General features: G+C 38.2%; 22 protein-coding genes. All 22 read left to right on the top strand.

Going from position 1 to position 25,683, the window contains the following annotated elements; genetic code table 11:
- Positions 1–22: 22 nt before the first annotated feature.
- The gene (gene atpD, locus BM412_RS27815) at positions 23–1,441 is read left to right on the top strand and encodes a F0F1 ATP synthase subunit beta (protein WP_091224946.1); all 1,419 of its coding nucleotides are present in this window, start codon (positions 23–25) and stop codon (positions 1,439–1,441) included.
- Positions 1,442–1,467: 26 nt separating this feature from the next.
- Positions 1,468–1,866: a F0F1 ATP synthase subunit epsilon gene (locus BM412_RS27820; protein WP_091224947.1), complete on the top strand. Its 399-nt coding sequence runs from the start codon at positions 1,468–1,470 to the stop codon at positions 1,864–1,866.
- Positions 1,867–2,042: 176 nt separating this feature from the next.
- On the top strand, positions 2,043–2,828 hold the full coding sequence (locus BM412_RS27825) for a tyrosine-protein phosphatase (protein ID WP_177246126.1): 786 nt from the start codon (positions 2,043–2,045) through the stop codon (positions 2,826–2,828).
- 91 nt (positions 2,829–2,919) lie between these two features.
- Positions 2,920–5,241 (top strand): S-layer homology domain-containing protein, encoded by a 2,322-nt coding sequence (locus BM412_RS27830; RefSeq protein WP_091224948.1) that lies wholly within the window; start codon positions 2,920–2,922, stop codon positions 5,239–5,241.
- A gap of 130 nt (positions 5,242–5,371) precedes the next feature.
- Complete coding sequence (locus BM412_RS27835; protein ID WP_091224949.1) at positions 5,372–6,148, top strand: YveK family protein; 777 nt, start codon at positions 5,372–5,374, stop codon at positions 6,146–6,148.
- The gene (locus tag BM412_RS27840) at positions 6,129–6,821 is read left to right on the top strand and encodes a CpsD/CapB family tyrosine-protein kinase (RefSeq protein ID WP_091224950.1); all 693 of its coding nucleotides are present in this window, start codon (positions 6,129–6,131) and stop codon (positions 6,819–6,821) included. Before BM412_RS27835 ends, BM412_RS27840 begins: the two co-directional genes overlap by 20 nt.
- 121 nt (positions 6,822–6,942) lie before the next feature.
- Positions 6,943–8,760 carry a polysaccharide biosynthesis protein gene (locus BM412_RS27845; RefSeq protein ID WP_091224951.1) on the top strand — a complete coding sequence of 606 codons (1,818 nt, stop codon included), beginning with the start codon at positions 6,943–6,945 and terminating at the stop codon, positions 8,758–8,760.
- 36 nt (positions 8,761–8,796) lie between these two features.
- The gene (locus BM412_RS27850; protein ID WP_091224952.1) at positions 8,797–9,444 is read left to right on the top strand and encodes a hypothetical protein; all 648 of its coding nucleotides are present in this window, start codon (positions 8,797–8,799) and stop codon (positions 9,442–9,444) included.
- A 159-nt stretch (positions 9,445–9,603) separates the two neighbouring features.
- Positions 9,604–10,719, top strand: a complete 1,116-nt coding sequence (locus BM412_RS27855) for a DegT/DnrJ/EryC1/StrS family aminotransferase (RefSeq protein WP_091224953.1) — start codon at positions 9,604–9,606, stop codon at positions 10,717–10,719.
- Positions 10,720–11,355: a sugar transferase gene (locus BM412_RS27860; RefSeq protein WP_091224954.1), complete on the top strand. Its 636-nt coding sequence runs from the start codon at positions 10,720–10,722 to the stop codon at positions 11,353–11,355.
- A gap of 3 nt (positions 11,356–11,358) precedes the next feature.
- Complete coding sequence (locus BM412_RS27865) at positions 11,359–12,339, top strand: ATP-grasp domain-containing protein (RefSeq protein WP_091224955.1); 981 nt, start codon at positions 11,359–11,361, stop codon at positions 12,337–12,339.
- Positions 12,336–13,019 (top strand): HAD family hydrolase, encoded by a 684-nt coding sequence (locus BM412_RS27870; protein WP_091224956.1) that lies wholly within the window; start codon positions 12,336–12,338, stop codon positions 13,017–13,019. Before BM412_RS27865 ends, BM412_RS27870 begins: the two co-directional genes overlap by 4 nt.
- 241 nt (positions 13,020–13,260) lie before the next feature.
- Positions 13,261–14,397 (top strand): glycosyltransferase family 2 protein, encoded by a 1,137-nt coding sequence (locus BM412_RS27875; protein ID WP_256256622.1) that lies wholly within the window; start codon positions 13,261–13,263, stop codon positions 14,395–14,397.
- Positions 14,398–14,448: 51 nt separating this feature from the next.
- Positions 14,449–15,768, top strand: coding sequence for a nucleotide sugar dehydrogenase (locus BM412_RS27880; RefSeq protein ID WP_091224958.1), 1,320 nt, complete (start codon positions 14,449–14,451; stop codon positions 15,766–15,768).
- A 56-nt stretch (positions 15,769–15,824) separates the two neighbouring features.
- Positions 15,825–16,958: a glycosyltransferase family 4 protein gene (locus BM412_RS27885; RefSeq protein WP_091224959.1), complete on the top strand. Its 1,134-nt coding sequence runs from the start codon at positions 15,825–15,827 to the stop codon at positions 16,956–16,958.
- A gap of 33 nt (positions 16,959–16,991) precedes the next feature.
- Positions 16,992–18,134, top strand: a complete 1,143-nt coding sequence (locus BM412_RS27890; protein WP_091224960.1) for a glycosyltransferase family 4 protein — start codon at positions 16,992–16,994, stop codon at positions 18,132–18,134.
- 93 nt (positions 18,135–18,227) lie between these two features.
- Positions 18,228–19,550 carry a hypothetical protein gene (locus BM412_RS27895; protein ID WP_091224961.1) on the top strand — a complete coding sequence of 441 codons (1,323 nt, stop codon included), beginning with the start codon at positions 18,228–18,230 and terminating at the stop codon, positions 19,548–19,550.
- A 19-nt stretch (positions 19,551–19,569) separates the two neighbouring features.
- Positions 19,570–20,667 carry a polysaccharide pyruvyl transferase family protein gene (locus BM412_RS27900; RefSeq protein ID WP_091224962.1) on the top strand — a complete coding sequence of 366 codons (1,098 nt, stop codon included), beginning with the start codon at positions 19,570–19,572 and terminating at the stop codon, positions 20,665–20,667.
- A 61-nt stretch (positions 20,668–20,728) separates the two neighbouring features.
- Complete coding sequence (locus tag BM412_RS27905; RefSeq protein ID WP_091224963.1) at positions 20,729–22,318, top strand: lipopolysaccharide biosynthesis protein; 1,590 nt, start codon at positions 20,729–20,731, stop codon at positions 22,316–22,318.
- A gap of 75 nt (positions 22,319–22,393) precedes the next feature.
- Entirely contained in the window at positions 22,394–23,770 is a 1,377-nt protein-coding gene (locus BM412_RS27910; protein WP_091224964.1) for a UDP-glucose dehydrogenase family protein, read from the top strand.
- Complete coding sequence (locus BM412_RS27915) at positions 23,745–24,785, top strand: SDR family NAD(P)-dependent oxidoreductase (protein ID WP_091224965.1); 1,041 nt, start codon at positions 23,745–23,747, stop codon at positions 24,783–24,785. Before BM412_RS27910 ends, BM412_RS27915 begins: the two co-directional genes overlap by 26 nt.
- The gene (gene galU, locus BM412_RS27920) at positions 24,782–25,675 is read left to right on the top strand and encodes a UTP--glucose-1-phosphate uridylyltransferase GalU (RefSeq protein ID WP_091224966.1); all 894 of its coding nucleotides are present in this window, start codon (positions 24,782–24,784) and stop codon (positions 25,673–25,675) included. The genes BM412_RS27915 and galU overlap by 4 nt, the downstream gene beginning before the upstream one ends.
- The last annotated feature ends 8 nt before the right edge of the window (positions 25,676–25,683 follow it).

Raw genomic sequence — 25,683 nt, forward strand, 5'->3', positions numbered from 1 at the left:
AAAACATGAAGGAGGTACACCAATGAGCAAGGGGCATGTAGTCCAGGTAACAGGTCCGGTTGTCGACATCGCGTTCGAGAACGGTCATTTGCCTCAGATTCTTAATGCGATCAAAATTGAGAAAAAAGCTGAAAACCCAGGCGAAGTGAACATCAATCTTACGGTTGAAGTTGCCACTCACCTCGGTGATAACCTGGTTCGTTGCGTTGCGATGTCTTCCACTGACGGTCTTGTCAGAGGTACGGTAGCTGTTGACTTGGGCAACCCAATCACAGTACCTGTAGGACCAGCAACACTTGGCCGCGTATTTAACGTACTCGGCGATCCAATCGATAACAACGGTGATGTTGACCGTACGCTTGCTAACCCGATTCACCGTCAAGCTCCTCCTTTCGAAGAGCTGTCGACTTCCCAAGAGATCCTGGAAACAGGTATCAAGGTTATCGACCTTATGGCGCCTTACTCCAAAGGCGGTAAGATCGGTCTCTTCGGCGGCGCGGGCGTAGGTAAAACCGTAACGATGCAAGAGCTGATTCACAACATCGCACAAGAGCACGGCGGTATCTCCGTATTCGCCGGCGTTGGTGAGCGTACTCGTGAAGGTAATGACCTTTACCACGAGATGAGCGACTCTGGCGTTATCAACAAAACGGCGATGGTATTCGGTCAAATGAACGAGCCTCCGGGCGCGCGTCTTCGCGTAGCTTTGACAGGTCTTACAATGGCTGAGTATTTCCGTGATGAAGAAGGAAGAGACGTTCTTCTGTTCGTCGATAACATCTTCCGCTTTACACAAGCCGGTTCTGAAGTATCCGCTTTGCTTGGCCGTATGCCATCCGCGGTAGGTTACCAACCAACATTGGCAACTGAAATGGGTCAACTGCAAGAGCGTATCACTTCGACGAAGAAAGGTTCCGTTACTTCCATTCAAGCGATCTACGTTCCTGCCGATGACTATACGGATCCGGCTCCGGCAACGGCGTTTGCCCACTTGGATGCAACGACTAACCTTGAGCGTAACATCGCAGCGATGGGTATTTTCCCAGCCGTTGACCCGCTCGCTTCGTCTTCCCGTATCCTGACTCCGGAAATTCTTGGCGAAGAGCACTACCAAGTAGCGCAAACCGTTAAGAAAGTTCTGCAACGTTATAAAGAGCTTCTGGATATCATCGCGATCCTCGGTATGGACGAATTGTCTGAAGAAGACAAGCTGGTCGTTCACCGTGCGCGTCGTATTCAAGTGTTCTTCGCGCAACCCCTACACGTTGCGGAAGCGTTCAATGGTATCCCGGGCTTGTACGTTCCTGTTAAAGAAACAGTACGCAGCTTCAAAGAAATTCTTGAAGGCAAGTACGACCACCTTCCGGAATCGGCATTCCATAACGTCGGAACAATCGAAGACGCGGTTGCTAAAGCGGAAAAACTTGCTCAAGAAGTTTAATCGCTCATAGCTAGGGAGGTAATATCGTGAGCTCCTTTTTACTGGAAATTGTAACCCCTGAGCGTAAAGTGTACGCGCAGGATGTGAATATGATTATCGTGAAGGCTTCCGAGGGTGAGATGGGTATTTTGCCTAATCACATTCCGATGGTAACGCCTTTGCGAATTGCACCTGTTATCATCAAGAAGGACCGCTCTGAAGAAACAATCGCCGTTAACGGCGGGTTTCTTGAGATCCGTAAGGATAAAGTGGTCATCTTGGCTGAGAGCGCAGAGCTGCCGGGCGATATCGATCTGTCCCGTGCAGAATCGGCGAAGCAGCGTGCAGAACAACGTATTAACGGCAAGCGCGATGAGTACGATCAACTTCGCGCTGAGCTAGCATTGCAGCGTGCACTTAACCGTATCGCGGTAAAGTCGCGCTAAGATAGTAAGCGAAGAAGACTGATTCTTTTCGCAGAGGTATTCTGTGAGAAGATCAGTCTTTTTGTTTTATTATTGCATTTGTAAGTATCTGGAAGTATACTGTCAAATGATGGACACACTCGAATGGTAAAACTGTAGTATAATGAGAAAATCCGACATAAGGAGGAGATCCTGCCATGATCGATATTCATACGCATATATTGCCGGGCATTGATGACGGCGCTGCAGATATGGAAGAAGCGCTGGATTTGGCTAGAGCTGCCGTGTCGGATGGCATTACCGGACTTATCGCGACTCCGCATCATGCGAATGGCCGATATATGAATGACGCCGCATTCACTCGCCAACAAGTAGAGCTGCTGAGAGAATGTTTGGCTGCTGAGCAGATCGCGCTTGATCTGTATGTAGGACAAGAGATTCGTGTGCATGGCGATATGTTTGAAGCGCTAAGTGCAGGGGAAGTGACCACATTGGCTGATTCCCGTTACATATTATTAGAGATGCCATCTTCATCCGTTCCCAAACGGATGCTGGAATATATTCATGAATTCACGATTATGGGCATACGTCCGATTATTGCCCATCCCGAACGTAATGCTGAGGTTGTTCAGAAGCCCTCCAAATTAAGAGAGATGATAGACGCCGGTGCCTATGGCCAAGTGACGACACACTCTCTGCTTGGCGGATTCGGCAAACAAATCGAACGTTCCGCCTGGCAGCTCTGCCAAGAAGGTCTCATACATACGCTGTCTTCGGATGCACATCATGTCGTGCGTCGCGGTTATCGACTTCAAGAAGCTTATAAGAGAGTAAGAGAAGAGTTGGGAGAGAACTTCGAGCAGTGTTACAGGCATAACGCAGAAGCGATAATAGGAAATTATGTTTTCAATGAATCTCCAGTGGTGGGAAAAACTTCCAATAGTAAAAAGCTGGCAAATCTCCTAAATTTCTTTAGAAGATAATTGACCACATAGGGTATGGGTGGTACTATTGGTAGTGATTGTTACAAATGGTGGCAAGTTCAGACAAATTTTGAGGTTGAGGTGACTGATAATGACAGTAAGAAAGAAATTAGTAGTAACTACAATCGCAGCAAGTCTAGTAGCAGGTTCTCTGGCAGGATTGCCACTTAGCAATAAAGGTTTGGCACAACAACTGGGTCTGTCCAACATCGCGGCAGCAGCAACTCCAACTGAAGATCAATTCATGGGCAGAATCGACGCGATCCATGACGCTCTTCTCTTAGGTGAAGATGCACAAAGCGTTCGTGATCTTCGCACTCAAATTGGCGCACTGACCTTCGCGGCAGACAACGATGCTATTGATCCACTATGGGCTTATGTTCCGGCACCGGTTAAGAATGATACAAACAAAGAACTTTTGTTTGATACCTTCCAAGCTCTTGGTTCGATTATGTACAGCACGCGTAACGAAGAAATCACTGCTATTCGTTCTGATGCAGATCTGCAAGCGGCTCTCGTACAACTGGCTACCATTACGGGAACTACAAAACTAACCGTTAATGACTTGCTGGCATTTGTTGATGCAGTTGAAACGGCAGCAGTTGAATCCGTGCAAACGAATTTAGGAGATTTGCTTGACGATGAATCAGGTTCACTGGCAATAGCTTTGATCAAAGCTGGTGTGAATAAAGTATTGGACAACAATACTCTTGAAGTTAGTAAAGTGCTCAACTGGTTTAAAGATGAGACCGATGCTACTAAAGAAGAGTTCGCAGACGGCTTGACAGCAACATTGGAGAACGTTACAACTGAACTTCCAGCGGGAGAGGCAGCAACGAAAGCACTAGTAGTAGCTTTTGTTCGTGCAGAAACCGTAAACTCGTTTACGACAACTGATAGTGGTCGCACTCATACATACACACTTACACTAAAAGGCATCACAATTCCTAATGCATTGCTTACTTGGTCAGCAAGTGGCGATGTGAATGTTGAAGTTGTAGCTGGTAAAGTAACACTTGCATCTACTGCAACTACAGGCACAGCTGTAATCCAAGCGAAGCTTCAAGGCAAAGTGATCTTCGAGAAATCAGATACACTGACTTACTCTACTGGCAGCCCAATCGTTCTTCCACCAACAACGCCTACAATTGAACAAGTATTGAATGACCTTAAAGGCAAGATCGCAGCTGCAACGGGCGCAGAGAAAGACAAGCTGATCCAAGAAGCAATTGATAAAGCAGCAGCTGCTATCGCAGAACTTGCTAAGATCGATGCTAAAGGTGATGTTAAAATTGTTGATGGTAAAGCAACTGTAACGGTAAGTGCGGCAGCAATTGATAAAGCTATCGCAGAAATCGCTAAAGTTATCGCAGCTTTGAAAGATGCGGCTCCCGGTGCGGAAGCGGCACTTAAAGTGGTGCTGACGATTGATCTAGGAACTGTTAATGCCAAAGATGTTAGCGTTGCAGTTATCGGCGACAGCGTGAAGAAAGCATCTGCAGCTGGCGTATACGGCTTTAACTTTGGCTTCAATGGCTTTAGCGCAACATTGCCGATTGGTGCTGAAATCAACGATGCGTTCACATTCAACGTGAAGAACAACGCACCGGCAGGTCCGGCAGCTTCGTTGAAAGCTGTTTCGGATGCATACGACTTCGCACTAGCAGTTGGTGGCAAAGAAGTTCACGAGTTCAGCAATCCGATCGAAGTTAATATCCCTGTAAACACAACCGGTGTCGACAAGGATCTTCTTACAGTATTCGACGGCACGACTTATTATGGGGGCGTATATCACGACGGTGTCATCACCGAGAAGCGTGATCATTTCTCCACTTATGTAGTGGTTGAGAATAAAGTAGCATTCAAAGATACGAGCAAAGTAAAAGCATGGGCAGGCCGCCAGATCGAAGTGATGGCTGCTAAAGGCGCTATCCAAGGCCGCGCTAATGGCGCATTCGTTCCTAACGGTGAAGTGACACGCGCAGAATTCGCGAAGATGCTCGTTCGTGCGCTTGATCTGGACAACGTATTGGCCAAAGAAGGCTTTAGCGACGTAAATGCTGCCGACTGGTTCGCACCATTCGTAGCTGCAGCATCCGAAGCTGGTATCATCAAGGGCCGTACAGCTACTTCCTTCGAGCCTAACGCTACGATTACGCGCGCTGAGATGGCTGTAATGGTCGCTCGCGGCCTGGAAGCGGCTAAAGGTGTAAAACCTAGCGCTGCAGACCTGAAGGCTCTAGACGCATTCAAGGATGCTGGAACGATCAGCACTAGCTTGAAAGATGGAGTAGCTTTTGCAGCGAATAACGGACTTGTTGTAGGCGATAAAGGCAAGTTCAATCCTAATGCTACAGCTACACGTGCTCAAGCGGCAGTTATCATCTACCGTGCATTTAACTTCAAGGGTTAATCCATCTGCATCACCGGATTGAATGGCATAATATACATCCCCCTTCAGTGGGGGATGTATATTGCTTTATTGAAGGAAATTCACCCAGATTAATCCAAAATTTCATTGATGAAAATGCGAGGGATATGATGTGCAGATCGAGTTAGAACTCCGGGACTATATACGGATTATTACCAAACGGAAATGGATGATCGTTGCAATCGTGGTGATCTGCTCCATGGCGGCGGGGTTATATAGTTACTTCATGATAGAACCGGTCTATCAAGCATCAACGAAGATCGTTGTCAATCGTACAGCAGCGGCAGGTGCTTCCACGAACGATCTGGATTTAAATGAAGTCAATGCCAATCTTCGTTTGATCGAAACTTACAAAGAAGTTATTAAGACACCAGCAATAATGGAGGCTGTATCCAACCAGCATCCGGAGTTCGGCATGAGCGTGGATGATTTGATTAAGAAAGTGAAAGTAAGCTCCGTCAACAACACACAAGTAATGACGATGGCTGTTCAGGATCTTTCTTATGAGAAAGCAGCAGGAATTGTTAATGCGGTAACGCAGGTGTTTAAAGAACAAATTCCGACAATCTTCAACGTGCAGAACGTAACCATATTGAACTTAGCGAATGTGAATCCAAGCAAAGAGCCGATTCCGGTTAATAACAAGCTTACGCTTAATGTGATCTTAGCTTTCGTTGTATCCCTTATGGCAGCTGCGGGGATTGCCTTCTTACTTGAGTATTTAGATGACACGATTAAGACTGAGGCGGATGTATTGCGATACTTGGAACTGCCAACAATGGGCCAAATCGCCAAAGTGAAGAATGAACATGCGAACCGTGAAGAAGCAATTAAGACAGGTAAAGTGAAATCAGGAGGTGAGATTTCGCATGTCCAAGTTGGGAAATAGCAGGTATCTGATTACCTATTACGAACCAAAGTCTCCCATCTCAGAAGCCTATCGTGCCATGCGGACGAATATCGATTTCTCCTCTGTGGATGATCACATTCAAGTCGTCATGGGTACCTCTGCTTCTCCTGGAGAAGGTAAATCAACGACAATCGCTAATCTGGCGGTAGTTTATGCGCAAGCGAATAAGAAGGTTGTTCTCATCGATTCCGATATGCGGAAACCGACGATGCATCACACATTTGGGATAAGTAATCGTAATGGTTTATCTTCCATGTTGTCTCGTCAGTGCGATCTGGATGAGGCTGTTCATGCTACGGACATTCCAAATTTATTTATCATGCCTTCCGGTCCAGTACCCCCTAATCCTTCCGAAATGGTCGCATCTCAGCGAATGAGCGCGCTCATCGAAGAACTGCGGACCAAGTTTGACATTGTGTTAATTGATACGCCGCCAACGTTAGCGGTGACAGATGCACAGCTAATTTCAACCAAATGTGATGGGGTATTGCTAGTCATTGAATCAGGTAAGGTCAAACGCGATGCGGTGATCAAAGCGAAGCAGCAGCTTAACCATGTCAAGGCCAGAATATTGGGTGTCGTACTGAAAAATATCGAACAGAAGAACAGTGATGGGTACTACTACTATTACTATAGCGAAACAGAAAAATAGTTCTAAAGTATTGTGGTACTAGTTAAAAAGTTCTATTATTATATCTGAGAGCATTTGTCTAATACTACCAATTGAGGGCATAATAGCCGGATAGTTATAATGAGAACATGGAGGAAGTCCAATGCTGTACAGGAAGCGTTCTTTAATTTTAATGGGAATTGATTCGTTGATAGTTTTCTTCAGCGTTGGAACATCATATCTATTCCGATATGAAGGGAACATACCAGCTGAGTTTGTACTGCAAATGCTAGTTTACGCATTAGTAACAGCAGCTATATGCAACACGACGATGGTGTACTTCAAGATGTACCAACGATTATGGAGATACGCCAGCATTGGTGAACTTGTTTCACTGCTCAGAGCCGTTATTCTCGGTTGGGTAATCTCCTATGGCCTTACGATCATCTTTATGGATGAGAATGTTCCTTTACCCGTTGCAGTCCGTACAATGGAAACGATGCTATTGATTATGGGCGGCATCCGATTCATATGGAGAATGATTATGGACAGCAAGAATACAGCTGTTAATAAGTCCAGGGTACTGATTATCGGAGCCGGAGATTGTGGAGCCATCATTGCTAAAGAAATTAAGAGTAATGCCAATGCGGAATTATACGTGGTTGGCTTCATTGACGATGATAAGAAGAAATTACTGCAACGCATACTAGGCATACCTGTACTAGGCGATCGTTATGCAATTGAAGCGATTGTAAGGAGGCATAAGATCAATGAGATCATTATTGCTATTCCATCTGCCGGTAAGTCGGAACTGACCGATATCATTTCAATATGCAGGGTTACCGGTGCTAAGGTGAAGATCATCCCTGCTCTGAATGACCTAATCGCCGGCAAGGTATCGGTTAGCGCGATGAGAGACATCGATCTGGAAGACCTGCTGGGACGCGATCCAATCTTGCCTGATTTGAAAGGGATTGCCGACTATGTAGAGAACAAGGTTGTTCTGGTAACCGGTGCGGGCGGATCCATAGGTTCTGAATTGTGTCGACAACTCACGACCTTTAAGCCCAAGACATTGATGTTATTAGGGCATGGGGAGAATAGTATCTATACGATAGAGATGGAGCTGCGCAGACGGTTCCCTGACCTCGAGCTTGAAACCATCATCGCGGACATTCAAGATCGTCAACGCATTGACGATGTATTCCGCATACATAGACCACAGGTCGTCTTCCATGCAGCTGCGCATAAGCATGTTCCATTGATGGAAAGAAACCCGGCTGAGGCCGTTAAGAATAATGTGTTTGGCACCAAGAATGTGGCAGACGCTGCTGATCGTTACGAGGTGGAGAGATTCGTTCTCATTTCATCAGACAAGGCGGTTAATCCTTCGAGCATTATGGGGGCAACCAAGCGAATTGCTGAAATGTACATACAAATGCTAGATCAAGTAAGCCATACCAAATATGTTGCTGTCCGATTCGGTAATGTGCTTGGCAGCAGAGGCAGTGTTATACCAAGGTTCAAAGAGCAGATTGCAGCCGGTGGTCCAGTTACTGTCACGCATCCGGAGATGGTGCGTTACTTCATGACCATCCCAGAGGCTGTGCAGCTTGTCATACAGGCAGGTGCCTTTGCTGCAGGTGGTGAAATCTTCGTTTTGGATATGGGCCAGCCTGTGAAAATTGTAGAGCTTGCGGAAGATGTAATCAGATTGTCTGGATTTGAGCCATATACCGAGATACCTATAGAGTTTACTGGTATTCGAGCCGGTGAGAAGTTGTATGAAGAACTCCTACTAAATGAAGAAGCAATTGCGAAGACAAAGCATAATCGGATATTCATCGGAAGACCGGTGGGTATTAATCAAGTGGAGCTAGAGCTTCAGTTCAAGCGCTTGGAACGTGCAATTGATGGTGAGAAGGACGATATTCGGAATGTCATTGAGTACATCGTGCCGTTATTTAAAGATGTTTCTTAACATCAAGAGATGAATTGTGGAAGTGAGGTGCGCAAAATGAAGAGATGGAAAAAGGTTGCATTGTGGATTGCATCGATTGTTGTCGTACTTGGAATTGCTGGTGTATTTACAGCTAACTATGCTGTGAATAAAGTAATTGGATCTTTGTCTGCCAGTCTTGAACCAGATCTTACAATTGATACTTCTAATGAAACAATAATAGTTGACCCTAAAAGCAACAATGTTACCGATAATGAGAAACAACAGGTAAACACAAATAACAATGTACCACCTATGAAAGAAACGACAAAAGGTTCTTCTGACATAACTGATACCCAGGATACAGTTAACCAAGAAGTTAAACCCACTTCAAGTAATGAGAAAACTAATACGAGTGTTGAACGTATTAACGAATACTCCTCTGAAGTATCAGTTGAAAAAGCTAAAAACATAAAGGAATCAGTCTCAATAAAGGACAAGGCGTCGGTGACATCGATTCTTCTTAAAAAACTAAGTTTAAAGGATATGAAGAAGTTACAGCAACTGGCAAGCGGTGGTCTAAGTATCGAAGAAAAAAGAGAAGCTCGCAAAATTGTTCTAAATGAAGTTAGCCCTGAACAGTATAATGAACTTTCTCAGATTGCTAAAAAATATGGTGTTAGTCAAGGTAAGACATACGATGAAGTAATTAAAAGTAGTAAATAATAAATGTATGCACTTGAGTTTTCAGTAAACAAACTGCTTTCCTTAAGCTGTTACCGAAATCAGCTCGAGGAAAGCTTTGCTTTTATATACAAACTATACATAATAAAGATATTTTTTTTAAAAGTGATTCATAACGCATAAGGGAGGAAGTTTAGCATAATGAATAAAAGAATTTTCCTTTCTTCGCCACATATGAGTGATGAAGGTTATGAAATGAGTTATGTAAAGGAAGCTTTTGATACGAACTGGATTGCTCCTCTTGGGGAAAATGTGAATCAGTTTGAAACCGAATTAGCATTAATGGTCGGCTCTAAAGCCGCAGCTGCTCTGACCTCTGGTACTGCTGCGATTCATCTTGCCTTAAAAGCAGCGGGGGTTGAAGCTGGAGATATAGTGTTTTGTCAATCGCTAACATTCTCAGCTACAGCTAATCCTATTATTTATCAGAATGCTACTCCAGTATTTATTGATAGTGATTATGAAACATGGAATATGTGTGTTAAGGCACTGGAGAAAGCTTTTATTAAATATCCTGAAGTTAAAGCAGTAATTGTAGTGCATCTCTATGGCCTGTCTGCACAGATGGATGAAATAGTGAAATTATGTAGAAAACACAATGTTGTTTTAATAGAAGATGCTGCAGAGTCGTTAGGCACATACTACAAAGGTAAGCAAACCGGTACGTTTGGCGACTATGGGGTTTTTTCGTTTAATGGAAATAAAATAATTACTACATCAGGCGGCGGAATGCTGGTATCAGATAATATTGAGAGAGTTAATAAGGCTAGATTTTGGGCTACACAAAGTAGAGATCAGGCAAGGCACTACCAACATAGTGAATTAGGCTTTAATTATCGAATGAGTAATGTTGTTGCTGGTATTGGTAGAGGTCAGCTTAAGGTCTTAAATCAGAGGGTTGAGAAGAAGAGGTACATCTTTGAATATTATAAGAGAGAGCTAAATTCACTAGAAGGTGTGGAGTTCATGCCTACTAATATTTGGAATAAACCAAATTTCTGGCTAAGCACAATTACCTTGAATGGCAAAGTAAGACCTATTGACGTAATGAAGGCTCTAGAGGTTGAAAACATCGAATCAAGACCGATATGGAAACCAATGCATATGCAACCTTTTTTTAAAAATTATGACGTTATCACCACGGGAGTTGCAGCAAAACTATTTGAAAATGGTGTTTGTTTGCCGTCGGATACAAAAATGACTGACGAGGATCTGGAACGGATTGCACGTACAATAAAAAGACTATGGTGGGCTTAAATGAATCGTTCAAATGTCGGTATTTATTGCAAATTTATAAAAAGGCCTATGGATATAACAATCTCATCGATGGCCATTATATTGATGAGTCCGATACTCTTATTGGTTGCAATATTAGTTAGAGTTAAACTTGGGAGTCCTATCCTGTTTAAACAGAAGAGACCAGGGCTCAATGAAAAGATTTTTGTGATGTACAAATTTAGAACGATGACAGATGCAAGAGATGAAAATGGGCAATTATTATCGGATAGCGTAAGGTTGACGAGGTTCGGTAAAATCTTGCGTTCAACATCTCTTGATGAACTACCAGAGTTAATTAACATATTAAAGGGTGATATGTCCTTAATTGGTCCCAGGCCGTTACTGGTACAATATCTTCCATTGTACAATGATTATCAAAGGCTCCGTCACAATGTAAGACCCGGACTATCCGGATGGGCACAAGTCAACGGAAGAAATGCAATTAGCTGGGAAGAAAAATTTGATTTAGATATAGAGTATGTCAATAATATTAACTTCTTACGTGAATGTAAAATTTTTTATCTCACCTTTAAGAAAGTCCTAGTTAAGGAAGGAATCAATTCAGAAACGTCTACAACAATGGAGTTTTTTGAAGGTAGTAAGATTGGGAGGTAAAGTATGAACCGAATAAATGTTTTAATGCTCAGTGCCGGAAGACGTGTGGAGTTGGTTCAATGTTTTCAAAAAGCGGCAAAAAAACTTAATGTAACAAGTAACATTGTGGCTGGTGACTGCTCGGATACAGCGCCAGCATTATTTTTTGCTGATCGAAAATATAAGTTACCACAAATTAATGAACCAAATTATATAGAATCAATAATCCAAGCATGTAATGAAGAGGATATTTCTTTAGTAGTTCCAACAATTGATACAGACTTAATGTTACTTGCTCGAAATAAAAACTACATAGAGAAAGAAACAAAAGCCGTGGTTCTAATCTCAGACATTAAAGTCGTAGAGAATTGTAGAGATAAATTTAACACACAGCGTTTTTTTGAAGCTAACGATATTGGAATTGCGAAAATGTATACAGACGAAGAGTTATCCAATAATGAATTGCGTTTCCCGTTATTTATAAAGCCTAAATCGGGGAGTTCAAGCATCAATGCTTTTAAAGTGAATAATGCTGATGAATTGGAAATCTATAAATCTTTAATTAAAGAGCCAATAGTTCAGGATTTCATAGAAGGTGAAGAATACACTGTTGATGTTTTTCTTGATTTCAACAGCACGGTAATTACAATCGTCCCTCGTTTAAGACTTGCTACTCGGAGTGGGGAGATCTCTAGGGGGAAGATAGTTAAAGATCGGGTAATTATTGAGGATATTAAGAGAGTAATGAAATTACTTAAACCTATCGGGCATATTACGGTTCAGTTAATTAAAACAAATTATGGGATAAAATATATTGAAGTTAACCCAAGATTTGGTGGAGGGGCTCCAATGAGTATCCAAAGTGGAGCTGATTCATGTGAAAACCTCTATAGAATTATGCTAGGTGAAAAGCTAGTGTATCATGAGAATTATCGAGATAATCTTTTGTTTTTGAGATTTGATAACAGTATTTGCCTCGATGAGAATATGGAGTTAATTAAATGATAAGAGCAATTATCTTCGATTTAGATGATACGTTAATCTCTGAAAAACAATATATTAAAAGTGGATTTAGGCACATAGCTAGAGTTTTAAATGAAAAAATGCTTATCGATGAAAACAAGGTATTTGAGCATTTAATTCAATTATTTGAAGAAAGCCCAAAACACGTATTTAACAGGTTGCTGAATAAATATGGGCTTACCTTTGCTGAAGAAGACATTTTGCAACTAATAAAAGAATATCGTAATCACTTGCCAACTATTGATTTTTACGATGATGTGCTTCCATGTCTAGAATTATTAAAGAAACAAGGCCTAATGTTGGGAATAATAACCGATGGATATGCTGAGGCACAGCGTCAAAAAATAAAGGCTATAAAAGCAAACGACTATGTTAAAGAAATTGTAGTTACCGATGAGTTAGGGAGAGAATACTGGAAACCCCATCCTAAATCTTTTGAGATTATAAAGAACCGGTTGAATGTTGAATATAGTGAGATGTTATACGTTGGTGATAACCCTGAAAAGGATTTTTATATTAGCAGTTTACTTCCTATCAGGACTATTAGAATTGTAAGAGAGGATTCAACATATAAAAATGCTCAATATTTCAAAGCTAAACGAGAAACTTATAATGTAAATTCATTACTTGAATTGAAATTTGTACTGGAAAAGGAGGATTAGATTGAACATTTTACAGTTATCAAAGCATATGAATGATTCGGGAGTAAATTCACATATTATTCAGTTGTCTCGTATGTTGTCTTTGCAAGGACATTGTTTCTATGAAGGGCAATTGACATCAAATAGAATGGTTGAAGAAATATTAAAAATTTATAGAGTTTAAAGAATAATCTTGTGTTTAATAAACAATTTGGTGGACAGGGTGAGTACTATGGAACTAATATACAGGGTTTTGTTTTACATGAGTGGATTTATTATAGTATGGGCGATGGTTGGCTACCCATTATCTCTGAAGTTAATTGGGAAGTTTTATAATAACCGCAAGCTTGAAAAGGACTATTCAAATCAGCCGACGGTAACTGTAATGGTAGTTGCTCATAATGAGGAAAAAGTAATCTATGCGAAGCTAAATAATATTATTAGGCTTGAGTATCCAAGTGAGAAGATCGAGTTTTTAATTGCTTCTGATAATAGTACAGATAAAACAAACGAGATCGTGAGTCAGTTTATTAGAGCACATCGAGACTATAAAATGACACTCTATGAAGTAATGGGCAGGAAAGGGAAAACAAATGCTCAAAATGAAGCACAAAAAAAAATCACCACCGAATTCGTTGTAATGACAGATGCCAATTCTATTATGGACAAAGAGTCTGTAAAAGAGTTGATGGCAGCATTCACCTCGGACAATATAGCTTATGTATCTGGGAAATTATCTATCGTTAATGAAGATACTAGCGCTGTAAGTGGTGCAGAAGCAAGTTACTGGGATAGTGATTTAGCCACGCGAGAAATTGAAAGTAGAATACAAACAATAACGGCTGGTAATGGTGCGCTATATGCTTGTAGAACAAAAGAATATTATGATTTTGATCCAATTGAATGCCATGATAGCGCTATGCCTACATTCTATGCTCTTCAAGGTAAAAGAGCGATTGCCAATCACGATGCAATTGCTTATGAAAAGGCTGGAGAAATAATAGAAGATGAATTTGGTCGTAAAGTGCGCATGAATAGAACAATTTTGAGTCACATATTGCCAAATATAAGGATTCTTAATGTGTTTAAATACAAATGGTTTACCTATAATTACTTGGGTCATAGGACATGCAGATATTTATTGTGGATATCACATTTAACCATTCTTATAACGAATTCTTTAATACTATCAGGATCATGGTTTTATAAAATGGTATTTTTTGCGCAGTTATTATTTTATCTTTTGGCTGTCATTAGAGGCATAACTAAATCAAATAATAAATACTTGACATTGATATATTACTACTGTGTGACAATAATTGCTCAATGGAGCGGTGTTTATAACATCCTAACCGGCAAGGCAAAACCTTTTTGGGAGAAAGCCGAAAGCACAAGATGATAATTGGTTCCATCACAGGCTATAGTGATAATTGAAAATGGGGGAAATAATATGACACTATTTAATGACTTATTAGCAAGAAAGGAAAAGCTTTCGGTAATTGGACTAGGTTATGTAGGTATGCCTATCGCTGTCGCATTTGCACAGAAAGTAGACGTAATTGGTTTTGACTTAAATGAAAAAAAAATCGAGCTGTATAGATCAGGAATTGATCCAACATATGAGATAGGTAATGAAGCGATTAAGCAAACTAAGGTGTTTTTTACGACAGATGAATCCAAACTTCAGAATGCTAAATTTCATATTGTTGCAGTTCCGACTCCCATAAACTTAGATAAAACGCCTGATCTTTCCCCGGTTGTTGGGGCTAGTTCTATAATTGGACGAAACTTAACAAAAGGATCAATAGTAGTGTATGAGTCAACAGTATATCCTGGGGTTACAGAAGACATCTGCATTCCAATACTTGAGAGGGAATCCGGATTAATTTGTGGTGTGGATTTTAAGGTGGGATATTCTCCAGAGCGGATTAACCCAGGAGATAAAGTACATACACTAGAAAAGATTATTAAAATAGTATCAGGCATGGATGAATTGAGTCTGGATGAGATTTCAAAAGTTTATGAACTTGTAATTGAGGCAGGAGTGCATAAGGCAAGCTCGATAAAGGTCGCTGAAGCTGCAAAAGTTGTGGAAAATAGTCAACGTGACATTAATATAGCATTTATGAATGAGCTAGCAATGGTGTTTGATCGTATGGGGATTGATACTAAAGATGTAATAGAGGCAATGAATACAAAGTGGAATGCACTTAAATTTTATCCGGGATTAGTTGGAGGACATTGCATTGGTGTTGACCCATATTACTTTGTATATGAAGCTGAAAGATTAGGTTATCATAGTCAGATAATATTATCGGGTAGAAAGATCAACGATGGAATGGGTGATTTTATAGCAGACGCTATAATTAAAAAGCTTATTCTAGCCAATAAAATAGTAAGTAAAGCACGGGTAGTAATACTAGGAATTACATTTAAAGAGAACTGCGCAGATACTAGAAATTCAAAAGTGGTAAATATTATATCTAGATTAAATGAGTATGGCATCGATCCGTTAGTTGTAGATCCACAGGCTGATACCAATGATACAAAGGATCAGTATGGTATTGAGTTAGTGAGTATTAACAATGTTAGAGAAGCGGATTGTATTGTATTCGCAGTAGCTCATAATGAGTTTAAGAGCATAAGTTGGAAACAAATAGATATGATGTTTGGTGACTTCAATTTTGATGAAAAAGTCATTATTGATGTAAAGGGCATACTGAATAAAGCAGAAGCTGAACAAATTGGATACAGTTATTGGAGACTATAAAATAATAATAGAAATAATAATAGAAATAATAAGAAGATTAAAGTGGGGAAACTGAAATGAAAATATTACATATCAACTCGTATTATAGTACAAGCGGATTTTATAAAAATTTATATGATAAGCAGATTGAAGAAGGGTATGATATTGATGTTTTTGTTCCAGTTTCCACAAATCAAAATTCTATAAATATAGATTTAGGTACGTACACTACTTTGAAAGTAAATCATGGTAAATATGACAGATTTGTATTTTATTATAAACACAATAAGATATACAAGGATATTATCTCAACACATTCAATTAGTAATTACTCAATAACTCATGCTCATTCCTTATTTTCTAATGGATTTATATCAATGAAGTTGAAGTTACAGTTCGGAACGCCTTATATCGTAGCTGTAAGGAACACAGATGTAAATATATTTTTCAAATACTTTTTTCACCTAAGAAAGCTTGGTGTTAAGATACTAAATCAAGCGGAAAAAGTTATTTTCTTATCAAAATCATATAGGGATTTCGTAATAAATAATTACATTCCCTTGGAAAACAGAGAAGAATTTCTAACAAAATGTGAAATTATACCGAATGGAATAGATAGATATTGGATCGAAAATAAAGGGGTTTTAAAAAAAATTTCCGAGGAAACTCTTAAAATTATTTATGTTGGAGTAATTGATAAAAACAAAAATATTCTTACAACTATTAAAGCGTTAAATATCCTTCGGAAAAAAGGGATTAATATAGTTTTTACTGTTGTGGGTAGGATTGTAGACAAATCTATCTACGAGCAAATTAAAGAGATTCCTTACTTAAATTATTTGGGGCAAAAAACAAAAGAAGAGTTAATTAATATTTATCGAGATAATGATATTTTTATTATGCCTTCTATAACAGAAACTTTTGGATTAGTATATGCTGAGGCAATGAGTCAGGGATTACCTGTTATTTATTCCAAAGGACAAGGCTTTGATGACCAGTTTAAAGAAGGTGAAGTTGGATTTCATGTTGATTGCTTTAATCCGAATGAAATTGTAAATAGGATATATGATATCATAAGTACTTATGAATTAATTTCAGAAAGATGTCTTGATAATAGCTCGGAATTTGACTGGAACACCATAAATTTAGAATACAAAAGAATATACAATAAATGCAGCTTAAACGAGTTTAGAACTGAGAAATTAATATAAAGCGAGTTATATTAAAAAGGAGATACTGCACAGGTGAATGTGAATCATATTTGTTTTATAGTTCCTAATTATCCAAGACCAGATGATCCAGTTTATACTTTTGTTAGGCAATTGGTATGTTCTATAGCTGATCAAGGCGTTAAATGCAGTGTAATTGCTCCACAAAGTGTGACGAAAATTTTTTTTAAGAAAGCAAAAAAGAGACCTTTATTTTGGGAAGATTTAAGCGAGAACAAAAATGTAATAGATGTATACCAACCCTTGTATTTCTCATTTTCAAATTACAAGTTATTAAATATGAATCCTTCCAATATTTTTATTCAAAGAGCTGTAACGAAAGCCTTTAATGGAATTAAGAGCAAACCTGATGTGCTGTATGCCCATTTTTGGCACAATGGTGTGATTGCGGGCTCGATTGGGGAAATGAAAAGTATTCCTGTTTTCGTTGCAACAGGGGAAAGTAAGATCTGGGTGAAAGATCTTTATAGTGACAAAAAGATACATAAAAGTCTAAAAGATATTAAAGGTGTTATATGTGTTTCATCAAAAAATATGCAAGAAAGTATCGAACTCAAATTAGCTGTAAAAGAAAAAATGACGGTGATACCAAATTCAATTAATAATAAATTATTTCATCCTATCAATAAAAGCGAAATAAGGAAAAAACTAAATTTTAATGAGAACGATTTTATTGTTGCATTTACAGGGTCATTTAATCATAGAAAAGGAGTTATGAGGTTGTCGGAAGCAGTTCAAAAAGTAAATGGAGTAAAATCTATATTCATAGGTTCTGGGGAGTTAAAACCTACGGAAACAGGAAATCTCTTTACTGGTAGATTACCTCATAATGATATTGTTGACTACTTAAATGCTGCAAATGTATTTGTACTGCCGACTTTGGCAGAAGGCTGTAGCAACGCGATTATAGAGGCAATGGCTTGTGGATTGCCTATTATTTCATCTGATCTTCCTTTCAATGATGATATATTGGATGTAAGCAATTCAATTAGAGTTGATAGTAATAATATTGATGAAATAGCTAGCGCAATTCAATATCTAAAAGACAATTCTGAACGGCAAGCTACTATGTCTGAAGCATCCAAAATCAAAGCGAAAGAATTAGACATAAACAATAGAGCCAAAAGAATTATTGAATTTATAAACTTGAATCTGTAGCTTATCCATTGAGATTATATTAGCAAGCGAAAAGAATGCTTCTTATATACATAAATCTACATGTAAATATGAGTAACGGATAAGGAGGTTTGTATGCAAAACATAAGTCGCCAAGATGAGAAAAGTATGATTTTTTATTCAACACTAGTTAAATGTTTATTATTGACTGTACTGATTTTATTCGGATTAAGTTTTCCATATCTGAATTTAGTAGGCATGTTAATAGCATGTGTATTTATTGTTTTCGGTTCGTTATATGAAATTCTAGGGATTTTATTATTTTTACTAGCGTTTTCAACAATTTTTAAATTGCAACCTGGTGGTAATACATTCTTTAGTGTACTTATTCTGGTGGCAATACTTAAATTGTTGTTTACAAATCGCAATATTAAGTTTTCTTTTAAAGAAGTATTAATACTAATCACATTTATATGTTATGTTCTTGTTTGGGACAATAGTTTGGAAGCACTAGTTAGATTAATAAACATTGTCATGTATCTAGTATTAATGATCTTGGTTTTTAAACAGAATCAAAAGATGGAATTGAGAAGTATATTAATGTTTTTTTCACTTGGTATAATTTTGGCATCAATTGCAGGGTTATTCAGTGCACAAATTCCTGGGCTTTTATCTTTTTTAAATCAAGCCAAAATAAAGCTAGAACCCGGACTATATATTAATAGATTCAGTGGTATTCAGTCTAACCCCAACTTTTTTACGATGGATATAAGTATTGCCATTGCTGGATGGTTTGGACTAATTACAAGCGGGCGAATTAAATCAATGGATTACATAGTAGTAATAATATTATCTGTATTTGGTTTTATGTCTATTAGTAAATCTTTTTTAGTAATGTATGTTATCTTATTACTGTTTTTGTTAATAACTTTAGGAAAACAAAAAATATTAGGTGTAATAAAAGGTGTCTTAATAATAGGCGTTATTTTTATTGGAATATATTTATTTATAGATAAATCTTATTTCAGTGCTTTTTTATCCAGGTTATCTAACGATTCAAATAACCTATCTTTTTCTAGTGTTACTACAGGGCGTTATGATTTATGGACGGATTATGTAAAGTATATATTCTCTAATGCTAAAGTTTTACTGTTTGGAGAAGGAATTGGGGCAGGTGATTATAACCAAAGAGCAGCGCATAATTATTTTATTGAGACATTATATTATTTAGGAGTAATGGGTGCATTATTATATTTATGGTGTGTCAAGATGGTGTTTCCTAGGCGAGATATACTAGTAAGACGTAGTTTAGTGAATTATCTCCCTCTTCTAATTTTATTAATTAGGGGAACTGCAATAACCTTAATAAACCGTGAGAATTTAATCTTTTACTTAATTATTATAGCAGTTATGTTAAATACGAACCTTGAAAAAAAAATAGGGAAGTTTGTATATTAGTTGAAAGGGAGATTAAAATATGAAAGTAATTTTACATGGGGCCACAAATAGTTCCAACTTTGGCGATTTTTTGTTTGCTGATTTATTTTATCAAAAGGTAGTAGAGTGTAACAAAAATGGAGAGACTATATTCTTTGAATCTCCAAAATTCGGATTAGGGAAATTCTTTAGAAAGGAACTTGGGTATACTCATAAACAAACATATAGGGATTTACTTGGTGCAGATGCCTTGGTTTACATTTCAGGAGGATATTTTGGAGAGCGAACAACATCGCTTAAAGAAAGCGTTAAGAGGCTATTGAGATACTTACCAATAGGATTACTTTTTATAATCAGGAGGAAGCCGATTTTAATTTTAGGTGTTGGTGGCGGTCCAATATCGAATCGATTCTTAAGAATTTCGTTTTCCTTCTTAATGAATAAGGCTGCTGTGGTTTCGGTACGGGATGAAAAAACGGCAAACTATTTTAAAAGCTACGGTGTGAAAAAGGAAATTAAAGTTACCTCTGATACTGCTCAAGTTATAAGTGAGAATTCACTTCCTACATTAGATTTAAATATTAAACTTCAACTTGAAAATGTCTTTGCTAATAAAAAAATTATTTTCTTACACGCTTTATCAGGTGAAAAAGTAAACAATTTATACTCTGAAAAGATTATTCCAGCACTAAATAAGTTTTTAGATAGGCATGATGAATATGGAGTAATAATCGGATATGATGAGGTTTATTCAAAATCTGTCGATAAATTAAGTTTGAAAAATGAACTAACTTCAAAGTTTGTATATTGTTATGATTATCAAAAACCTTGGCAACTTAGTTCACTTCTTAAGGAAGTCGACGTAATAATAACCCCTAAACTTCATGTGGGAATTGTTGGTGCTACACTCTCGAAATCAGTTCTATCCTTCCCAATTCATAGTGAGAAAACAAAAAGGTATTATGAGCAGATCGCAGAAGCTGATAGATGTATATCACTGAATGAAATAAATGCACTTACTATTGAATCAATGTTAGAAAATTATCATGATAAAAAGATCGAACTTTCTCAAAAGATCGTTACATCGGCAAATGAGAACTTAAATCTCTTGGAGAAGGCAATTATGAATTTAAAGTAATGATGACGGTACAAATATAAATGCTGAAAAGCGCACCTTCAAGCAGGAGCTCTGCGCTTTTATGTTTTCAGAAATATACTTCTCAATAACCAGCAAAATATCTTTATCCTATAAATTTTTTCGGGTTGGTGAAATCGTGAGGAGTAAAAAAGCAATATTAAATATTGCATTTTCATTGTCGTTACAACTATTGCTAATAGTATCAGGGTTTATAATTCCTAAATTACTCATAGGTACCTTTGGATCTTTTGTTAATGGATTAACTACATCGATAACTCAGTTTATGGGCTATTTAACATTATTACAATCCGGTGTTGGAAGTGTTGTTATAGCATCACTATATAAACCTTTATCAAAAGGAGATATGGAAAGAACTAGTTCGATAATAAATGCGACAACAACTTTTTTTAGAAAAATTGCTTATATCACCGTAATATACGTTTGTGTGATTGCAATGATTTACCCACTGTTTTTAAAGAATGGTTTTAATTATTTCTTTATTGCGACACTAGTCATAATAATTGGAATTGGTACATTTGCTCAGTATTATTTTGGGATTACATATCAGCTGTTATTACAAGCTGATCAAAAAAGTTATATTTACTCGATATTTCAAATGTGTTCTTTAGTTCTTAATACAATCCTTGTTATTGTATTAATAAAGATTGGCGCTGGAATTCATTTGGTGCTCTTAGGCAGTTCGATGATCTATTTATTTAGACCAGTTATTATAAGTCTATATATCAAGAAAAAATACCGTATTAATATTAACCGTGACCCGGACCAAAAAGCAATAGAACAACGTTGGGATGGTTTTGGGCATACTATTGCATACTTTATTACAAGTAAGTCTGATATTATGCTAATTACAGTATTTTTGAATTTAAAAGAGGTATCGGTTTACTCAATCTATTCTTTGGTTACAAACGGTATAATGATGTTAATTACTACTATATCAACCTCTATTCAAGCTGCTTTCGGTAACATGATAGCTAAAGAGGAATATAAAGTATTACAAAAAAGTTTTAAATATTATGAATGTTTGACTCATATTATTGTAATTACATTCTTTACAAGTGGAGCAATATTAATAATACCTTTTGTATCTATTTACAGTAGTGGTTTTAACGACGCTAATTATATAAGACCGGTCTTTGCAGCAATTATGATGCTTGCAGCTGCAGTTTACTGTATTAGACTCCCCTACCATACTATAATAAAATCAGCTGGACATTTTAAACAAACAAGAAATGGCGCCTTTATTGAGGCGTTAATTAATGTGTTATTTTCTATGTTGCTTTTGCATATCTGGGGGATAGTTGGAGTCGCGCTAGGAACTCTACTAGCAATGGTTTTTAGAACAATTGACTATGTTTTATACTTAAAAAACAATATAATTTTTATAAAAATAGGGATGTTTATTAAGAGAGTTGCTATTAGTTTTTTAAATGTTACAGTTATTATAGTAGTTTCCAAAAACATTCATTTGTTTGAAGTAAATAATTTAATCGAATGGTTCGGATTTGCTGCAGTTATTACTATTTTCTCTTTTTTAGTTACTTTGTCTATTAATCTAGTCTTTTATCGAGATGTAGTAAATAATCTTTATAAATTTATAGTAGGTCTGAAAAAGCCAGCAAAAACCCATTAAAGAACACTGAACACTAAAAGAATTCATAAAATAAAGCTTAAGAAGCTAAAAGCCTTAATAAAGGAGAGTGCGGGTATGTACAAAATTGCAGTTGCCGGAACCGGCTACGTCGGATTAGTTGCTGGGGTTTGCTTTGCTGAAATGGGTCATTATGTAACATGTGTTGATATAGATTATAAGAAAGTAGAATTAATGAAATCGGGTGTTTCTCCTATTTATGAAACGGGTTTGGAAGACTTAATGCGTAAAAACTATGCAGCAGGAAGAATTAATTATTCCACTGATTATAGATCGGCATATAAAGATGCGGATGCAATTTTTATTGGTGTTGGTACTCCGGAGCAGCCGGATGGATCAGCCAATCTCTCCTACATAGCAACGGTTGCAAGGCAAATTGCGGAGTCGGTAGAAAAGGACTGTCTCGTAGTGGTGAAATCCACAGTTCCGGTTGGAACAAATGATAAAGTCGAACAATTCATACATGACTTCTTAGTCAATAATGTGAGAGTAGAAGTAGCATCCAATCCAGAATTCTTGGCACAAGGGTCAGCAGTACGTGATACACTACACGCTGAACGAATTGTCATTGGAACAGAAAGTAAATGGGCAGAAGAGCTGCTTAAGAAGATTTATGAGCCTTTCAATTTACCAGTTGTTTCTGTTAATCGAAGATCTGCAGAAATGATTAAGTATGCCTCAAACGATTTCCTTGCTCTTAAAATATCCTATATGAATGACATAGCTAATTTGTGCGAGTTGGTTGGCGCGGATATTCAAGATGTTGCCAAGGGGATGAGTTTCGACGATAGAATCGGCAGTAAGTTCTTAAATGCTGGTATCGGTTATGGGGGATCATGCTTTCCTAAAGATACTAAAGCACTCGAGTATATTGCAAAGCAGCATGGATATGAATTGAGAACTGTTAAGGCTGCAATAAATGTAAACAATGACCAAAAAACGCTATTGTATAAAAAGGCAAGCAAGCGTCTAATTACGTTCAATGGTCTTAAGGTTGCCGTGCTGGGTCTTACATTTAAACCCGGCACAGATGATTTGAGAGAAGCAGCCTCTCTGGAGAATGTTCCGTTACTATTAGAGCAAGGTGCAGATATTTATGCTTATGATCCTGTAGGTAAAACAAACTTTTCTAAAGTGTATCCAGAAGGGAATCATTATAGAGGCCATATTACGTATGTTGATAGCATCGAAGATGCTTTAGAAGGAGCGAATGTCTGCTTTATCTTTACCGAATGGGGAGAGATCAAAGCCATTTCAGCTGAGGCTTATAAATTGCAAATGCGAACTCCGCTAGTGTATGACGGCAGAAATTTGTACAATGTTGATACTATGAAGAGTGCCGGCGTGGAGTATCATTCGATAGGAAGAGCATCAGCACATAGAGAAGATACCAAGGAGTCGAAGAGCTTTGAACTTCAAACCCTTAAATCCTAATAAAGTTTACCTGATTACCGGGGCAGCAGGTTTTATTGGATCCTTCTTATCTAAGAAACTTTTAGAGCAAGGGTGTCGAGTCATTGGTATTGATAATATCAATGACTACTATGATGTGAATCTTAAGCATGCGCGACTGGAACAACTCCAACCCTATGAGAAATTTACGTTTATTAAAGCGGATATCTCTGATAAAACAATAATAACTGCAATATTTGAAGAACATCGCCCAAACTATGTGGTGAATTTAGCTGCTCAAGCAGGCGTTCGGTATTCCATTGAGAACCCGGATGTTTATATCCAAAGCAATATCATAGGATTCTTTAACATCCTTGAAGCCTGCAGATCTTATCCGGTTGAACATCTCGTCTACGCTTCATCTAGTTCGGTGTATGGTGCGAATAAGAAAGTCCCTTTTGAAGAAACAGACATGGTGGATACTCCTGTTTCTCTGTACGCATCTACCAAGAAATCTAATGAGTTAATGGCGTATACATATAGCCATTTGTATAACATCCCGGCTACCGGACTTCGATTCTTCACTGTATATGGACCTATGGGGCGACCGGATATGGCCTACTTCGGATTTGCGGATAAATATTTTGCCGGACAGTCTATTCACATCTATAATAACGGTGATTTTGAAAATGACCTTTATCGGGACTTTACATATGTAGACGATATTGTAATAGGTATTGAACGACTGTTAAGTAACTCACCTACGGAGTCTGTTCCGCACAAAGTTTATAATATCGGTAACAACAAGCCTGAGAAGCTAATGGCCTTTATACATACGTTAGAAATGGCTTTAAGCAAGGCTACCAGTAAAGAAGTAGTCTTTGAAAAGGTATTTGAACCGATCAAACCCGGTGATGTTCCGGCAACTTATGCTTCAACAGAGTTGTTGCATCAGGCTGTGGGATTTAAACCGGAGACTCCGATTGAAGAAGGATTGCAAAAGTTTGCGAACTGGTATGTGGAGTATTACGGGGTAGCAAGGAGAGAGACTACATGAAGGTTCGGAAAGCGATTATACCTGCGGCAGGACTAGGGACAAGATTTCTTCCGGCAACAAAGGCGCAACCAAAGGAAATGCTGCCAATCGTGGACAAGCCAACACTTCAGTATATTATTGAAGAAGCAGTGGCGTCTGGGATTGAAGAAATCCTGATCATTACAGGCCGGAACAAGAAAAGCATTGAAGATCATTTTGACAAATCCGTCGAATTGGAATTAGAACTAGAGTCCAAAGGTAAGCTTGATTTGTTACAACAAGTAAGAGGCATCTCTGATATGGTCAATATTCATTATATCCGTCAGAAAGAGCCTAAAGGGTTAGGACATGCCATCCATTGTGCCAAGAGTTTTATAGGCAATGAACCGTTCGCTGTTATGCTAGGTGATGACATCGTTGATAACCCTAAGCCTTGTTTGCAACAGATGATGGAAATCTACGATGAGTATAAGACCACAATCTTAGGTGTTCAAGAAATTGCGCATGAAGATGTCAGCAAGTACGGTATTGTTGAAGGTAAATATATTGAAGACCGGATTTACAAAGTAAAGGGTCTGGTTGAGAAACCATCTGTGGAAGATGCGCCTTCCAATATAGCCATCCTGGGAAGATATGTAATTACTCCGGCTATATTTGAAATATTGGAATGTACAAAACCCGGTAAAGGTGGAGAGATCCAGCTTACAGATGCACTTAAAGTTCTTGCTCAAAAAGAAGCTATGTATGCTTACACCTTCGAGGGAAAAAGGTATGATGTTGGAGACAAGCAAGGCTTCTTGCAAGCAACTGTAGAGTTTGCTCTTAAAAGAGATGATTTAAGAGATGAGTTTTTGGAGTATTTAGTGCAGGTGACCGAGAAAGAAAGTAAGAAAAAAGCAGCTATTTTGTAGTGACTTGT

It is taken from the genome of Paenibacillus sp. BC26 (assembly GCF_900116125.1).
Lineage (GTDB): Bacteria > Bacillota > Bacilli > Paenibacillales > Paenibacillaceae > Paenibacillus_Z > Paenibacillus_Z lignilyticus.

What these genes read in the sequence shown, in the direction of transcription:
- atpD (WP_091224946.1), top strand. Translation starts at nt 23, where the DNA reads ATGAGCAAGGGGCATGTAGTCCAGGTAACAGGTCCGGTTGTCGACATC.
- BM412_RS27825 (WP_177246126.1), top strand. Translation starts at nt 2,043, where the DNA reads ATGATCGATATTCATACGCATATATTGCCGGGCATTGATGACGGCGCT.
- BM412_RS27830 (WP_091224948.1), top strand. Translation starts at nt 2,920, where the DNA reads ATGACAGTAAGAAAGAAATTAGTAGTAACTACAATCGCAGCAAGTCTA.
- BM412_RS27840 (WP_091224950.1), top strand. Translation starts at nt 6,129, where the DNA reads ATGTCCAAGTTGGGAAATAGCAGGTATCTGATTACCTATTACGAACCA.
- BM412_RS27845 (WP_091224951.1), top strand. Translation starts at nt 6,943, where the DNA reads ATGCTGTACAGGAAGCGTTCTTTAATTTTAATGGGAATTGATTCGTTG.
- BM412_RS27850 (WP_091224952.1), top strand. Translation starts at nt 8,797, where the DNA reads ATGAAGAGATGGAAAAAGGTTGCATTGTGGATTGCATCGATTGTTGTC.
- BM412_RS27855 (WP_091224953.1), top strand. Translation starts at nt 9,604, where the DNA reads ATGAATAAAAGAATTTTCCTTTCTTCGCCACATATGAGTGATGAAGGT.
- BM412_RS27860 (WP_091224954.1), top strand. Translation starts at nt 10,720, where the DNA reads ATGAATCGTTCAAATGTCGGTATTTATTGCAAATTTATAAAAAGGCCT.
- BM412_RS27865 (WP_091224955.1), top strand. Translation starts at nt 11,359, where the DNA reads ATGAACCGAATAAATGTTTTAATGCTCAGTGCCGGAAGACGTGTGGAG.
- BM412_RS27870 (WP_091224956.1), top strand. Translation starts at nt 12,336, where the DNA reads ATGATAAGAGCAATTATCTTCGATTTAGATGATACGTTAATCTCTGAA.
- BM412_RS27875 (WP_256256622.1), top strand. Translation starts at nt 13,261, where the DNA reads ATGAGTGGATTTATTATAGTATGGGCGATGGTTGGCTACCCATTATCT.
- BM412_RS27880 (WP_091224958.1), top strand. Translation starts at nt 14,449, where the DNA reads ATGACACTATTTAATGACTTATTAGCAAGAAAGGAAAAGCTTTCGGTA.
- BM412_RS27885 (WP_091224959.1), top strand. Translation starts at nt 15,825, where the DNA reads ATGAAAATATTACATATCAACTCGTATTATAGTACAAGCGGATTTTAT.
- BM412_RS27895 (WP_091224961.1), top strand. Translation starts at nt 18,228, where the DNA reads ATGCAAAACATAAGTCGCCAAGATGAGAAAAGTATGATTTTTTATTCA.
- BM412_RS27900 (WP_091224962.1), top strand. Translation starts at nt 19,570, where the DNA reads ATGAAAGTAATTTTACATGGGGCCACAAATAGTTCCAACTTTGGCGAT.
- BM412_RS27905 (WP_091224963.1), top strand. Translation starts at nt 20,729, where the DNA reads ATGTTTTCAGAAATATACTTCTCAATAACCAGCAAAATATCTTTATCC.
- BM412_RS27910 (WP_091224964.1), top strand. Translation starts at nt 22,394, where the DNA reads ATGTACAAAATTGCAGTTGCCGGAACCGGCTACGTCGGATTAGTTGCT.
- galU (WP_091224966.1), top strand. Translation starts at nt 24,782, where the DNA reads ATGAAGGTTCGGAAAGCGATTATACCTGCGGCAGGACTAGGGACAAGA.